Source organism: Selenomonas sp. CM52 (assembly GCF_000292955.1).
GTDB lineage: Bacteria > Bacillota > Negativicutes > Selenomonadales > Selenomonadaceae > Selenomonas.
This window is the reverse complement of record NZ_ALNM01000048.1, coordinates 1-11,608: the sequence shown is the minus strand read 5'-3', so window position 1 is coordinate 11,608 and position 11,608 is coordinate 1. Positions and strand designations below refer to the sequence as shown.

At 59.0% G+C, this 11,608-nt stretch carries 14 protein-coding genes; 10 read left to right on the top strand and 4 right to left on the bottom strand.

From position 1 onward, the window contains the following. Positions 1–1,283 (bottom strand): sodium:solute symporter family protein (locus HMPREF1153_RS11230; protein WP_009647067.1); only part of this gene is annotated, 1,283 nt, incomplete at its 3' end. A gap of 203 nt (positions 1,284–1,486) precedes the next feature. Between HMPREF1153_RS11230 and HMPREF1153_RS11225 the strand changes: the two genes are divergently transcribed. The 4 genes from HMPREF1153_RS11225 (at position 1,487) to HMPREF1153_RS11210 (ending at position 4,626) form a co-directional block, all read left to right on the top strand. Next, the gene (locus HMPREF1153_RS11225) at positions 1,487–2,131 is read left to right on the top strand and encodes an NfeD family protein (RefSeq protein ID WP_009647068.1); all 645 of its coding nucleotides are present in this window, start codon (positions 1,487–1,489) and stop codon (positions 2,129–2,131) included. A gap of 14 nt (positions 2,132–2,145) precedes the next feature. Beyond that, complete coding sequence (gene floA / locus HMPREF1153_RS11220; protein ID WP_009647073.1) at positions 2,146–3,132, top strand: flotillin-like protein FloA; 987 nt, start codon at positions 2,146–2,148, stop codon at positions 3,130–3,132. Between the two features lie 27 nt (positions 3,133–3,159). After that, positions 3,160–3,627: a hypothetical protein gene (locus HMPREF1153_RS11215; RefSeq protein WP_009647065.1), complete on the top strand. Its 468-nt coding sequence runs from the start codon at positions 3,160–3,162 to the stop codon at positions 3,625–3,627. Between the two features lie 120 nt (positions 3,628–3,747). Continuing rightward, entirely contained in the window at positions 3,748–4,626 is an 879-nt protein-coding gene (locus HMPREF1153_RS11210) for an NAD(P)-dependent oxidoreductase (RefSeq protein ID WP_071530778.1), read from the top strand. A 20-nt stretch (positions 4,627–4,646) separates the two neighbouring features. Here HMPREF1153_RS11210 and HMPREF1153_RS11205 read toward each other — a convergent pair whose 3' ends face one another. Then, on the bottom strand, positions 4,647–5,048 hold the full coding sequence (locus HMPREF1153_RS11205; protein WP_009647066.1) for a GtrA family protein: 402 nt from the start codon (positions 5,046–5,048) through the stop codon (positions 4,647–4,649). 100 nt (positions 5,049–5,148) lie between these two features. Here HMPREF1153_RS11205 and HMPREF1153_RS11200 point away from each other — a divergent pair, with 100 nt between their 5' ends. From HMPREF1153_RS11200 to HMPREF1153_RS11185, 4 genes are all read left to right on the top strand, one after another. Next, positions 5,149–6,945 (top strand): heme NO-binding domain-containing protein, encoded by a 1,797-nt coding sequence (locus HMPREF1153_RS11200; RefSeq protein ID WP_232208294.1) that lies wholly within the window; start codon positions 5,149–5,151, stop codon positions 6,943–6,945. 97 nt (positions 6,946–7,042) lie between these two features. Continuing rightward, on the top strand, positions 7,043–7,204 hold the full coding sequence (locus HMPREF1153_RS11195; protein WP_009647070.1) for a rubredoxin: 162 nt from the start codon (positions 7,043–7,045) through the stop codon (positions 7,202–7,204). A 188-nt stretch (positions 7,205–7,392) separates the two neighbouring features. Next, positions 7,393–8,361, top strand: coding sequence for a malate dehydrogenase (locus HMPREF1153_RS11190; RefSeq protein WP_009647064.1), 969 nt, complete (start codon positions 7,393–7,395; stop codon positions 8,359–8,361). Between the two features lie 108 nt (positions 8,362–8,469). Beyond that, entirely contained in the window at positions 8,470–9,126 is a 657-nt protein-coding gene (locus HMPREF1153_RS11185) for a DUF4352 domain-containing protein (protein WP_009647076.1), read from the top strand. Positions 9,127–9,186: 60 nt separating this feature from the next. On the opposite strand, the gene HMPREF1153_RS11180 is transcribed toward HMPREF1153_RS11185, so the two are convergent. Further along, positions 9,187–9,882, bottom strand: coding sequence for a nuclease-related domain-containing protein (locus tag HMPREF1153_RS11180; protein WP_009647075.1), 696 nt, complete (start codon positions 9,880–9,882; stop codon positions 9,187–9,189). Positions 9,883–10,038: 156 nt separating this feature from the next. Between HMPREF1153_RS11180 and HMPREF1153_RS11175 the strand changes: the two genes are divergently transcribed. Both HMPREF1153_RS11175 and tadA read left to right on the top strand, forming a co-directional pair. After that, positions 10,039–10,320 carry a hypothetical protein gene (locus tag HMPREF1153_RS11175; RefSeq protein WP_009647069.1) on the top strand — a complete coding sequence of 94 codons (282 nt, stop codon included), beginning with the start codon at positions 10,039–10,041 and terminating at the stop codon, positions 10,318–10,320. Beyond that, positions 10,310–10,777 carry a tRNA adenosine(34) deaminase TadA gene (gene tadA, locus HMPREF1153_RS11170; protein ID WP_037370659.1) on the top strand — a complete coding sequence of 156 codons (468 nt, stop codon included), beginning with the start codon at positions 10,310–10,312 and terminating at the stop codon, positions 10,775–10,777. Before HMPREF1153_RS11175 ends, tadA begins: the two co-directional genes overlap by 11 nt. 59 nt (positions 10,778–10,836) lie before the next feature. On the opposite strand, the gene HMPREF1153_RS11165 is transcribed toward tadA, so the two are convergent. Beyond that, on the bottom strand, positions 10,837–11,541 hold the full coding sequence (locus HMPREF1153_RS11165) for a hypothetical protein (protein WP_009647063.1): 705 nt from the start codon (positions 11,539–11,541) through the stop codon (positions 10,837–10,839). Between the last annotated feature and the right edge of the window lie 67 nt (positions 11,542–11,608).

Below are 11,608 nucleotides of genomic sequence, written 5' to 3'. Positions count from 1 at the left end.
CCTGCGGCGGCTGCCGCCGTAGCGGCTGCCGTAGAAAGCAGCATGGAGGCGATGGCCCAGCGCGGGGAAAGCCGCTCAGGAAAGAAAATCGCCAGTGTCAGCGGCAGGAAGATGCCGCCGCCGCGAAGCGCCATCGACAGGTAGTTCCAGACAAGCACCTCGCTGTCGATGAAGCAGATGGCGAAGAGGGCGGCAAGCGCCATGACGAGGAGCACCATGAGACGGTTTAAGAGGAGAAGCCGGCCTTCGCTCTTCACGGCGAGGAGCGGTGCGAATACGTCGTGCGAGAGCATTGTGCCGATGCCGAGCGAGAGTCCGCCGATGCTGCCGACGAGGGAAAGCACGATGCCGCCCATGGCGATGCTGCCGATGAGTGTTCCCGCGTGCGTAAAAAGGTAGGTGGGCAGTGCGAGGATGGGCGCGATGTCGGGCGCGGCCGCGTGCATGTAGATGCCGATGATCGAGCTCGGCAGCCCGACGGGGATGACAATGAGCGCGGCGGTGAATGCACCGACGGTTGCCGTGCGTGGGTTGGTGGCGGAGAAGATGGCCTGGATGTAGGACTGCGTGGAGATGATGCCGACGATGAGTGAGAGGAGTCCGGCGGCGATGCTCTGGGCGCCGGCATGTCCGAGGCTCCATGTGCCGGACGCGAGCGGCGCCGCCGCTGTGAGCGCGGGAAGACCGCGCCAGGCGGTGACGCCTGCGAGACAAAGGCTCAGCCATAGGACGATCATCTTCAGGATGCCGCCGACGCCGGCGCTCTTCATGCCGCCGAAGAAGACGTAGCAGGCAACGAGGGCGATGAGGGCGAATGCCGCCGTGCCGTAGCCGACACCGAAGAGCGTGACGATGAGATGAAGCCCCGGCAGCATGCTTGCAACGGCGCTGAAGAAGATGCCGACGGAGGAGACGAGGCTCGAAAAGACACTCGCGCTCTTGCCGTAGCGGATGCCGAGGAACTCGGGGATCGTTTCGAGCGAGGTGCGCCGCAAGGGTCTCGCATAGAAAAGTCCCATGACGACGAGGGCGATTCCTGTGCCGAGCGTGAACCACCACGCGGAAAGCCCGAGCGAGTAGGCGAGCTGCGCCGTGCCGACGGTCGCGCCGCCGCCGACGCAGGTGCCGGCGATCGTGCCTGCGACGAGCGGCGCACCAGCACTGCGCCCATTGAGGCTGAAGCCTTCCGCCGAGCGGATGGAGCGGGCGGCATAGAGACCGCTCGCGAGGACGAGTGCGATGGTCGCGAGCATGAGTGCAAGCTGTGTTGTAGAAATTGCCATAGAAAGCGAGCCTCCCAGAACGATTTTTGTCGGAAGATTTTCCTTTCTGCCATTATACGCCTACGAAAGTCGACAGGCAAATGATTCTTCCGTTGGCTTGTACTGGGCATTTTCTCCTGTGATTTTAAGGATTTTCGGCAGGTTTTTGTGTTTCTTCATGGAATAGATATAGGGAGAAGGTTCGTGAGAAAGGATGTGATCGTATGGAATTTGTCGGCGGGACTCCCGCCCTGCAGGTGCTCCTCGTCGCCGTGATCTTTCTTGCGGTGCTCATGGAGGTCAAGACGGGCGGCACGGGATTCGGCGTCTTGCTCGGACTCATTGCGGCGGGCGTCTTCTTCAGCAGTCAGTATGTGAAGGGACTCGTGAGTCTCTACGAGGTCGCCGTCTTTCTCGTGGGCATCCTTTTGATCGTAGCCGAGGTGCTCCTGCCTGCTACGGGCGTCTTGGGCGCTCTCGGCGTCGCGGCGATGCTCTACAGCGTCGTTCTCGCGCTTGGCGGCGACGTCAATGCCGTCTACGCGCTTTTTGCCGCATTCGCGCTCGCGCTTTTTCTCTTCGCACTTATCGCGCGCTTTCTGCCCGAGAGCCGCCTTTGGAAGAGGGTCGTGCTGCACGACGCTTCGACGAGTGCAAAGGGCTATGTGAGCGCTGAGGAGCGCACGGATCTCATCGGACGTGAAGCTCTTGTTCTGACCGACGTGCGTCCTGCCGGATCGATTCTCGTCGACGGCGTGCCCGTCGATGTCGTCTCCGAGGGCGCTTACATCGAGAAGGGCGAGCGCGTCTGTGTGACGGAGGTGCACGGCAGCCGCATCGTCGTGCGCCGCGTCAGGGAAAAGGATTGATTGGAGGGTTCTTTATGGAAGGCGTCATAGCATTGGCATTTCTTTTCGTCGTCGCTGTCCTCGTCGTCATGGTGTTCCTGCATTTCGTGCCCATTGGGCTTTGGATTTCGGCGATTGCGGCGAACGTTCCCGTGAACATCATCACGCTCATCGGCATGCGCATGCGCCGCGTGCCGCCCGGTAAGATCGTCATGCCGCTCATCAAGGCGAACAAGGCGGGGCTTGACGTGCAGGTCAACCAGCTCGAAGCACACTACCTTGCGGGCGGCAACGTCGACAAGGTCGTCGACGCCCTGATTGCCGCGCACCGCGCGCAGATTCCCCTGCCGTTTGAACGCTCGGCCGCCATCGACCTTGCGGGACGCGACGTGCTCGACGCCGTGCAGATGAGCGTCAATCCCAAGGTCATCGAGACGCCGATCGTCTCCGCCGTCGCCATGAACGGCATCGAGCTGAAAATCAAGGCGCGCGTGACCGTGCGCGCCAACATTGACCGCCTCGTCGGTGGCGCGGGCGAGCCGACAATCATCGCACGCGTCGGCGAGGGCATCGTCACGACGGTCGGTTCTTCGGCGAGCCACGGCGAGGTGCTCGCGAATCCCGACGTCATCTCGAAGACCGTGCTCGGCAAGGGGCTTGACGCAGGGACGGCGTTTGAAATTCTCTCCATCGACATCGCGGACGTTGATGTCGGGCGCAACATCGGCGCGGAGCTGCAGACCGATCAGGCGGAGGCCGACAAGCGCATCGCGCAGGCGAAGGCCGAGGAGCGCCGCGCCATGGCGGTCGCCAAGGAGCAGGAAATGAAGGCCTACACGCAGGAGATGGAAGCGAAGGTCGTCGAGGCGCAGGCGGAAGTGCCGCACGCGATGGCGGAAGCCTTGAAGAGCGGCAACCTCGGCGTCATGGACTACTACAACCTGCGCAACGTGCAGGCAGACACCGACATGCGCACGGCGATCAGCGAGGCGGGCGCGAATCCGCCGCATACGGCGAAGTAAGATGGAAGAGGGAAGGAGGCAGTCGGCATGAGCGTCACGGGCATCGTCCTCTTCGTCATATTCCTCCTCGTAAAAAGTCTGTTGGACAAGAAGAAAAAAGAGGCGCGTCGGCAGAAAGTGCCGGAATCCTCGGCATCTCCGGACGGAATGGGAGGAACGGCTGAAACGACGCAGGTCATGGTCGAGAATCCCACAGAAGTGCGGGATTTTCTGCGCCGCTTCTTGGACGAGCGGGCGGCAGCGGTTGAGACGAGCGATGTACCGAGCGAGGCGCTCTCCGAAATTGAGTCTGCTTCTGCTGCCCGCTCGCCCGCTTCTCTGCGCCATGCGGAAAACAGGGGGAAAAAGCTGCAAAATTCGCTGGAAGAGGCGGCGCGCCCCCGCGCCCTCGCGCTCGATCTTGCGCCCGCCGGCCTGCTGCAGGCGGTCGTGCTCGCCGAGATCATCGGACGTCCCAAGGCGCAGCGCAGGCGGAGTCCGTATTTCCGTTCGTGAGAGGAGAGAAGAATCCCCGACACTCCGCAGCAGCGGCAGGCGGCGGGGATTTGCAATATGTAGGAAACAGGAAGAAGCATCCAGGAAAGTGCGGGACGTAATCGCGCTTTTCAAGGGAGGATGAATCGTATGGCAAGAGAAAAAATCGGTTTTATCGGCACGGGCGTCATGGGAAGCAGTATGGCGAGGAACCTCATGAAGGCCGGCTATCCCGTCAGCGTCTACACGCGCACGAAGGAAAAGGCGAAAAAACTCATTGAGGAAGGGGCGGCTTGGTCGGCCTCGCCGAAAGAACTGGCGAAGGAGGCGGACATCGTCATCTCCATCGTCGGCTACCCGAAGGACGTCGAGGAGATTTACCTGGGCGCTGAAGGCGTCCTCGCAGCGAAGGAGGGCGGCATCGTCATTGACATGACGACGTCAAGCCCTGCGCTCGCCAAGAAGATTTTCGCTGCGGCGAAGGAAAGGGGCGTCGCAGCGCTCGATGCGCCCGTCTCGGGCGGCGACATCGGCGCGAGGGACGCGACGCTCGCCATCATGGTCGGCGGAGAGCGAGAAGCATTCGAGAGGTGCAAAGACCTCTTCGCCGTCCTAGGAAAGACCGCGCATTATTTCGGTGCGGCGGGCAGCGGGCAGTTCGTCAAGATGAGCAACCAGATCGCCATCGCCTCGAACATGCTCGGCGTTGCCGAGGCCATGGCGTATGCGAAGAAGAGCGGCTTGGACGCTCAGGCGGTGCAGCAGACGATTGCAGGCGGCGCGGCAGGCTCGTGGTCGCTGACGAACCTCGCGCCGAAGATGCTCGCGAACGACTGGTCGCCGGGCTTCTTCATCAAGCATTTCCTCAAGGACATGCGTATCGCCGTTGAATCGGCTGAGGAGATGGAGCTTGACCTTCCGGGTCTCAAACTCGCCAAGAAGCTCTACGAGGAGCTTTCGGCGCGAGGCATGGAAGACTGCGGCACGCAGGCAATCTTTTGCTGGTACGAAGGCGAATGAAGGAGCTTTTTGAGGGCGGCTCACTTCCTGCCGAAGGCGAAGAGCTTTACGGCGAGGAAGGTGATGGGCACGCCGAGGACGGCGGCTAATATAAAAGCCGCGAGACTGGGAAAGCCGAGCTGGTTGTAGAAGAGGAAGACGATGACGTTCTGAATCACATAGTTCGGAATATAGGAAATCGCGAACTTCACACACTTTTCGAGCGTCATCGGTTCGTGGAAGATCAAGCGGCTGTTGAGCGCGTAGGCGATGATGTTTGCGAGGATGTAGCCGATGTTGAACGCGAGATTCGTATCGACGAGAAGCTCGAAAATTTTGGCGAGCAGACTGCCGTTGAACGTATTGAGGCAGCCGACGGCGAGAAACAATAGGAACTCGCGTGTGAAGAAGTGACGGCGCATCGTCTTGGAAAATGCGGACATGAAAATCCTCCCCTTGCTGTTTGTTGTCAGTATAGCATAAGAAGGGCAGGAGAGGAAAGGAAATGCGCCGCAGGATATGATGAAAGAAGAGGAGCGGATCATGAAGGGAACTGTTGTGGCGACGTGGATGGATACGGCGCAGAAGCTTTGGGATGGAACGGCCGTCCAAGAATCATGCCGGGAGGCGGGATGGGCGCCGGGCCGCATCTTCACCCCGTTGGAAGATGTGCCGGACAGTGAGATCCGCACCTTTGTCGATGCTCTGGCAAGGCATACGGGGCAGACGCCGGATGATGTTTGGTACGAATTGGGGCGCGACAACGTCCTGACCTTTGCCGCTGTATATCCGTCCTTTTTTGAAGGCAAGAACATCTATACGTTCCTCGCGTCCATTTACAATGTGCATGTGGAAATCGTCAAGAAGATTCCGGGCGCGAATCCGCCGCTCTTGAAGGTGACGCCGCTGTCCGAGCACGAGGCGGAGCTTCTTTACAAGTCGAAGCGCAGCCTCATTCCGTACTTTCGCGGCCTGTTGAAGGGCGCGATCGACTACTTCAAGGAGCCGGTCGAGGTCAATGTCGTGGAGGAAGGGAACGGCGTCGTGCGCCTGCGGCTGCGCTTCAAGGAGCGCATATTGGAAAAGCGGAGATTTTCGTTCAGCTGTGCGCTTGGCCTGTTTTCTCGCTCCTTGCCCGTCAAGTTCGCCGTCATGTCTTTCGCCGCTTCGCTCGTGCTCAGCGTGCTCTTTTGGCTTTTCGGCACATCTTCTGTCGTATTCGCCTTTCCCCTTCTCATGGGCATCGTGGGCGGCATCGGCGCATTCTTGCTGCTCGCACCGCTGCGTCTTTTGCGCCGCGAGCTTGCAGACATCGCCGAGCATCGCTTCTCCGCTGATCTCGTGCTGACCTCGCGCGATGAATTTGAGGAGTTGGGAGCGCTGATCGACGCCTACAAGAAGTCGGTGCGTGCAGACTTTACCGGATTTCGCGGCATGGGGGATGAACTCATCGCCTATGGCGGCAAGTTCAATGAACTTGCGAGCAACATGAGCCATGCCTCCGCCCACATCGCGGAGGTCGTCGACAGCGTGTCGGAAGCGACGACAGAGAGCGCTTCTTCGACGGGGCAGGTGGCGGAGGTTCTGAACCGAAACGTCGAGGCGCTGCAGCAGGTCGTCTCCTCGCAGGAGAAGAACAATCGAAGCCTTGCGGAAGCCGTGGAAAATGTGGCGCGCGGCTTCGACGGCGTGCGCGCCTCCAGCGATGCGCTGGGCAGGAGCATGGAAAACTTCGCTGCCGTGCGCAACGCCGCCGACTCCTTGAAGAGTGAGACAGAGAAGATCATCTCCATCGCCAACATGGTGACGGAAATCGCCTCGCAGACGAATCTCCTCGCCCTCAACGCTTCGGTCGAAGCGGCGCGCGCCGGCGAGCAGGGCAGGGGCTTTGCCGTCGTCGCGCAGGAGATCGGCAAGCTCGCCGCCGAATCGCGCGATCAGGCGGACACGATCACATCTGACGTGCGCAACATCACGCGCATCATCAATGACGTCGTCGCGAGCATCGACACGGAATACCATGCGCTCGGCAAGGAGAGCGGCGAACTCGTGCAGGTCGTCGAGAGCAACAACGCTTTCGTCGCGAACATCCGCGAGGTGTCGGCGAGCATCGGCGGCATCATAGATCGTCTCAACGACGAGATGAGACGCATGAATGACGCCATCGGGCAGGTGAAAAACGTCGCAGGTCTTTCCGAGGAGAATTCCGCTGCAGCAAAGTCCGTCAACGAGACGGTGAGCGACCATCACGGGAAGCTGCAGGACATGATGGAAAAGATCCAAGATTTCCAAAAGATCGCCGTGTCGTTCACGGACGACATCAAGAATTTCAAAATATGATTTTCAAAACGCTTGCTTTGTCTGACCGTGCATAGTATCATAGGAGCGTAGCGGGGCGCTGCCCCGAAAATTTCATTCTGACAAGGAGGAATTTCTTATGAAAACTTGGACTTGCACGGTCTGCGGCTGGGTGTACGATGAGGCGAAGGGCGATCCCGACTATGATCTTGCGCCGGGCGTGAAGTTTGAAGATCTGCCGGAGGACTTCGTCTGTCCCTTGTGCGGTGTGGGCAAGGATATGTTTGAAGAGCAAGCATAGCCTTTGCGCATACTGATAAATGGGAGTAATGATTTCATCAAAATTTGCATGAAACAAATTGATTATTTCTGTAAATTTTGGTATAATCAAAGGCGATGAACTTGGGTTTTACTTATCATCCAAGCACTGGAGATGCGTCCCGGCAAGTGGGGGATGTCTCGCCGAATTTCAAAGGAGGCAGATTTTACATGAAAGTAACAGTTGTTGGTGCAGGTAATGTCGGAGCTACCGTTGCGAACGTTCTTGCGACGAAGGCGTTCTGCAGCGAGGTCGTCCTCGTTGACATCAAGGAAGGCGTGCCTGAAGGCAAGGCCATCGACATCATGCAGACGGCTCACATGCTGAACTTTGACACGACGGTGAAGGGCGTCACGGCTCTGCCGGACGATCCGAACGGCTATGCTCCTACGGCGGGCTCCGAGGTCGTCGTCATCACGTCCGGCATGCCGCGCAAGCCGGGCATGAGCCGCGAGGATCTGATCGGCGTCAACGCAAAGATCGTCAAGAGCGTTGTCGATCAGGCTCTGAAGTTCTCCCCCGATGCGTACTTCATCATCATCTCCAACCCGATGGACGCCATGACGTACTTGGCGCTGAAGGATTCCGGCCTGCCGCGCAACCGCATCCTCGGTCAGGGTGGTATGCTCGACAGCAGCCGTTTCCGCTATTACCTCTCCGTCGCATTGACGGAAGCTGGCTATCCTGCGACGCCGACGGACATCGACGGCATGGTTCTGGGCGGCCACAGCGACAAGACGATGGTTCCGCTCGTAAGCCATGCTACGCTGCGCGGCGTTCCCGTGACGCAGCTCCTCTCGAAGGAAGCGCTGACGGACGTCGTCGAGAAGACGAAGGTCGGCGGCGCAACGCTCACGAAGCTCCTCGGCACGTCCGCATGGATGGCTCCGGGCGCTGCGGCGGCGATGATGGTCGAGGCGATCGCTCTCGATGCGAAGAAGCTCATTCCGTGCTGCGTCGGCTTGGACGGCGAGTACGGCGAGAAGGATCTCGCGATCGGCGTACCCGTCATCCTTGGCAAGGGCGGCTGCGAGAAGATCATCGAGGTCAAGTTCTCCGACGAGGAGAAGGCGAAGTTCGAGGAGAGCGTCGCTGCTGCACGCAACACGAACTCGAAGCTCGGCGATGCGCTGAAGTAATCTCTCATACGTTAAAAAAAGCTCCTGCATCTTGCGGGAGCTTTTTCTTTGGGAAAATGGCTTTTTTGACGATATAATGTCATACGAGTGGAAAAGGGGAGTGAATGTATGAAGGCTTTGGCAGGGAGATTCGCCGCCATCACGCTGGCGGCTGTCGTCCTTTGCATTGGCGGCTATTGGTTCTTCTTTGCGGGCGGCAGTGCAAGGCTTCTTGCAGGCAGTTCGCAGCAGGCGGCGAGCACATCGTCTCAGGAGAAGGTGCAGGAAGGGAAGGCGGCGAAGGGCGGCGAAGCGGCCGCTGTGGACGCCAAGGACGTGAAGGAAGCGCAGGAAAAGGCGAAGGAAGAAGCGGACAAGGAAAAGGAAAAGAAGGAAGGCAAGAGTCCGTATTCGCTGCAGGTCATGATCTTGGAGGCGAAGCGCGTCGAATCAATCGAGGGCGCGAAGGAGGATGGGCCGTTCCTCATCGTCAAGGCCTCGATCGCGAATGCCGACAAGCAGCCCGTGAGCGTCGTGCCGCAGGGCATATCGCTCACGGACAGCGATCAGGAGCGTCACAGCGTATCGAAGGACGGCATGGCAGCTCTTGCTGCACGGCAGACGCCCGTGTTCAACGCTGTCGATATTCCGCCGGGTGCAGCGGCGACGGCGAGCCTCGTCTTCGAGCTCGACGCGGACGAGCATCCCTCCGTGCTGACGATCCAGCCTGCAGGCGGAGGCGACGTGATGAAGTTCCATCTGCCGGAAAGCGTGAAAGGGATATGAAAAAAGGAGCCGGCCGGCTCCTTTTTTTCTGCACGCAAAGCGAGTGCTGGCGTGCGCAGGTTACAGTCGTTCCGCGAGCGCTGCGGCAACCGTTTTCTGTTCTTCATCGGACAGCGGATGCTCGTCGGGAAAGTTCTTGATATGATCGAGCACCGCATCTTCCGACGTGTAGCAGCCCTCGATCTGTTCTTCGAATTCTGCACGCGTGAAGCAGACGCTGCCGTCGATCCACGGGCGAACGCCGCAGGAGGCGAGGTACGACTGCAGTTCGCGGATGTTGCGCTTCATCTGCTGCAGGGGATTCTTCATCGGCACGCGATACGGCGTGCCCTTGCTGCCGACCTTGTGACGAATCCAGTCGCTGCCTGCCGTCGGCTCGATCTTGCCCGAGCGCGTCTTGACGTCGACGATGAAGACGCCGTTCGCTCCGACGATGACAGCATCGAGGTTCGTGCGCACGCCGATGCTCACGTTCGTGAAGATCTGGAAGGATTCGGGCAGACTCTTGAGAAATTCGACTTTTTCCGAACTTTTCATCGTGGCCGCCTTCGGTCCGCGTGCACTGCTTCCGGCGGCCAGCGTGACGACGGCGAGAATGATTCCTGTGAAGATGTAGAGCGCGTAGGGATCGGGCTCAAGGAAGACGAGTCCTGCGAGCCAGAGCAGGAAGACGATGAGGCAGACTCCTGCGAGGAAACGGTAGGTCAGTTGCGCCGTATTGGCAGGAAGTGCGTTTTGTGGTTGAACTGTGGTCATGAATGACTCCTTTCTTGGAGAAATCTAATAAGACAAAAAGCCTAAGAAGCATAGGTTTTTTATTAAGTTGCAGACTATTTTGAACGATATAAGAAGCATAAGGGAAAACGATTTTCCTTTGATGGAATCCTTTTTCATTTTCAGGAGGTGTCCGCCATGATTGACAAGGTTGAAAAGATCGCACGCATGAAGGGCGCCGTCTATGATGTACGTCGCCGCGAGGCGAAGGACGGCGAGAGCGGGAACAAGAAGGAAAACTTCAAGCGCATGCTCGAGTCGGCGATGGAGAAGAATAAGAAGAATCGCGAGGAAAAGGAGCAGGCTGCTGTGCAGGACGCCTATCATCTCGATGTGCACCGCGCTACGCAGTCGCTCTTCTATCGGAACCGGCAGGCGCTTGACCTGCGCGGGCTTGTGAGTCGAATTCATGCTGGATGACGTCACTTTTATGAAGGAGGCGCTCAAGGAGGCGCAGGAGGCCTTCCAAGCGGGCGAGGTGCCCATTGGCGCCGTGCTCGTCGATGCGGCTGGCACGGTCGTCGCGCGTGCGCACAATATGCGCGAAACTTGGCACGACGGCACGGCACATGCCGAGATCATCGCTCTGCAGGAAGCGGCGAAGAAGCTTGGCTGCTGGCGCCTTTCGGGGCTGACGCTCTACGTTACGATCGAGCCTTGCCCGATGTGTGCGGGCGCGCTCGTCATGAGCCGCGTCGATCGCGTCGTCTACGGTGCAACGGATGCAAAGGCGGGCGCGTGCGAGTCGCTTTTCAACATCGTCTGCCATCCCGCGCTCAACCATCAGCTGGAGATGCGTGCAGGCGTCCTAGAGGACGAATGCAGAGCCATCATGAAGCGATTCTTCGGGCAGCGGCGCAAAAAAGCAGTGCTTTGAAGAATCGTGCGAATCAAGCGTTCGATGCGCCCGAGTGATCGGATGCCCGTCTTGTTTCCTTAAATATCCCAGGCAAGAAGCTCGGGGCGCGGTGTTGCGCGGTCGATTTCGTTCAAGATCCAAGAGGCGTTCTCATGTGTGGCGGAGAACGCCTTTTCGAGTGCGTCTTCGTATTCTGCGGGAATCTCCATCTCGTGAAGCGCCATGTGCATGTAGTCCTTTGCGACGAGGACGACGCCGCGCTCGGCGGCGAGCTGTGCCTTGAAGCGGTAGCCGTAATAGAGATAGCTGTTGTGCTTGACGGGAATATTCTCGTAGGCGGCGATGCGCTCATCACATTCGGCTTCGGCTTCGGCGGCGCGTCCCATCGCGTGCAGGATGTTCCAACGCGCTGCCCAAAGCTCGCCGCGCAGGATGAACTTGTAGAGATAGTCCGTCTCTTCAGCAAGCTCGATCGCGAGGTTTATATGGGTGAGCGCATCTTCGTTCTCCTTCGCCGCATGCTCGATTTCGCTGAGGCGCTGCAGGGCGAAGATCTTTTCTTCGATATCCTCGCTGTTTCCCTCGTCGACGTCCTCATCGAGAACGGAGCAGAAAAGCTCCCGCGCCTCCTGTGCTTTGCCGATTTCCTGCATGGCAAGAAAATGGCCGAGCCGTGCGCGCGCATGCCAGTCGCCGAAGCCGCTCGCAAAAAGCGCCTCGGGCGGTTTCCTCTTGCTCGCGAGCACAAGGGCGACGAGCGCATCAAAATCCTCTTTTGTCACGGATGAATCCTCCCTTGAATCTCTCATATACATTTTTACTATGAAAGTCCAAGAAGTCAAGCCCGAA

What these genes read in the sequence shown, in the direction of transcription:
- HMPREF1153_RS11225 (WP_009647068.1), top strand. Translation starts at nt 1,487, where the DNA reads ATGGAATTTGTCGGCGGGACTCCCGCCCTGCAGGTGCTCCTCGTCGCC.
- floA (WP_009647073.1), top strand. Translation starts at nt 2,146, where the DNA reads ATGGAAGGCGTCATAGCATTGGCATTTCTTTTCGTCGTCGCTGTCCTC.
- HMPREF1153_RS11215 (WP_009647065.1), top strand. Translation starts at nt 3,160, where the DNA reads ATGAGCGTCACGGGCATCGTCCTCTTCGTCATATTCCTCCTCGTAAAA.
- HMPREF1153_RS11210 (WP_071530778.1), top strand. Translation starts at nt 3,748, where the DNA reads ATGAATCGTATGGCAAGAGAAAAAATCGGTTTTATCGGCACGGGCGTC.
- HMPREF1153_RS11205 (WP_009647066.1), bottom strand. Translation starts at nt 5,048, where the DNA reads ATGTCCGCATTTTCCAAGACGATGCGCCGTCACTTCTTCACACGCGAG.
- HMPREF1153_RS11200 (WP_232208294.1), top strand. Translation starts at nt 5,149, where the DNA reads ATGAAGGGAACTGTTGTGGCGACGTGGATGGATACGGCGCAGAAGCTT.
- HMPREF1153_RS11195 (WP_009647070.1), top strand. Translation starts at nt 7,043, where the DNA reads ATGAAAACTTGGACTTGCACGGTCTGCGGCTGGGTGTACGATGAGGCG.
- HMPREF1153_RS11190 (WP_009647064.1), top strand. Translation starts at nt 7,393, where the DNA reads ATGAAAGTAACAGTTGTTGGTGCAGGTAATGTCGGAGCTACCGTTGCG.
- HMPREF1153_RS11185 (WP_009647076.1), top strand. Translation starts at nt 8,470, where the DNA reads ATGAAGGCTTTGGCAGGGAGATTCGCCGCCATCACGCTGGCGGCTGTC.
- HMPREF1153_RS11180 (WP_009647075.1), bottom strand. Translation starts at nt 9,882, where the DNA reads ATGACCACAGTTCAACCACAAAACGCACTTCCTGCCAATACGGCGCAA.
- HMPREF1153_RS11175 (WP_009647069.1), top strand. Translation starts at nt 10,039, where the DNA reads ATGATTGACAAGGTTGAAAAGATCGCACGCATGAAGGGCGCCGTCTAT.
- tadA (WP_037370659.1), top strand. Translation starts at nt 10,310, where the DNA reads ATGCTGGATGACGTCACTTTTATGAAGGAGGCGCTCAAGGAGGCGCAG.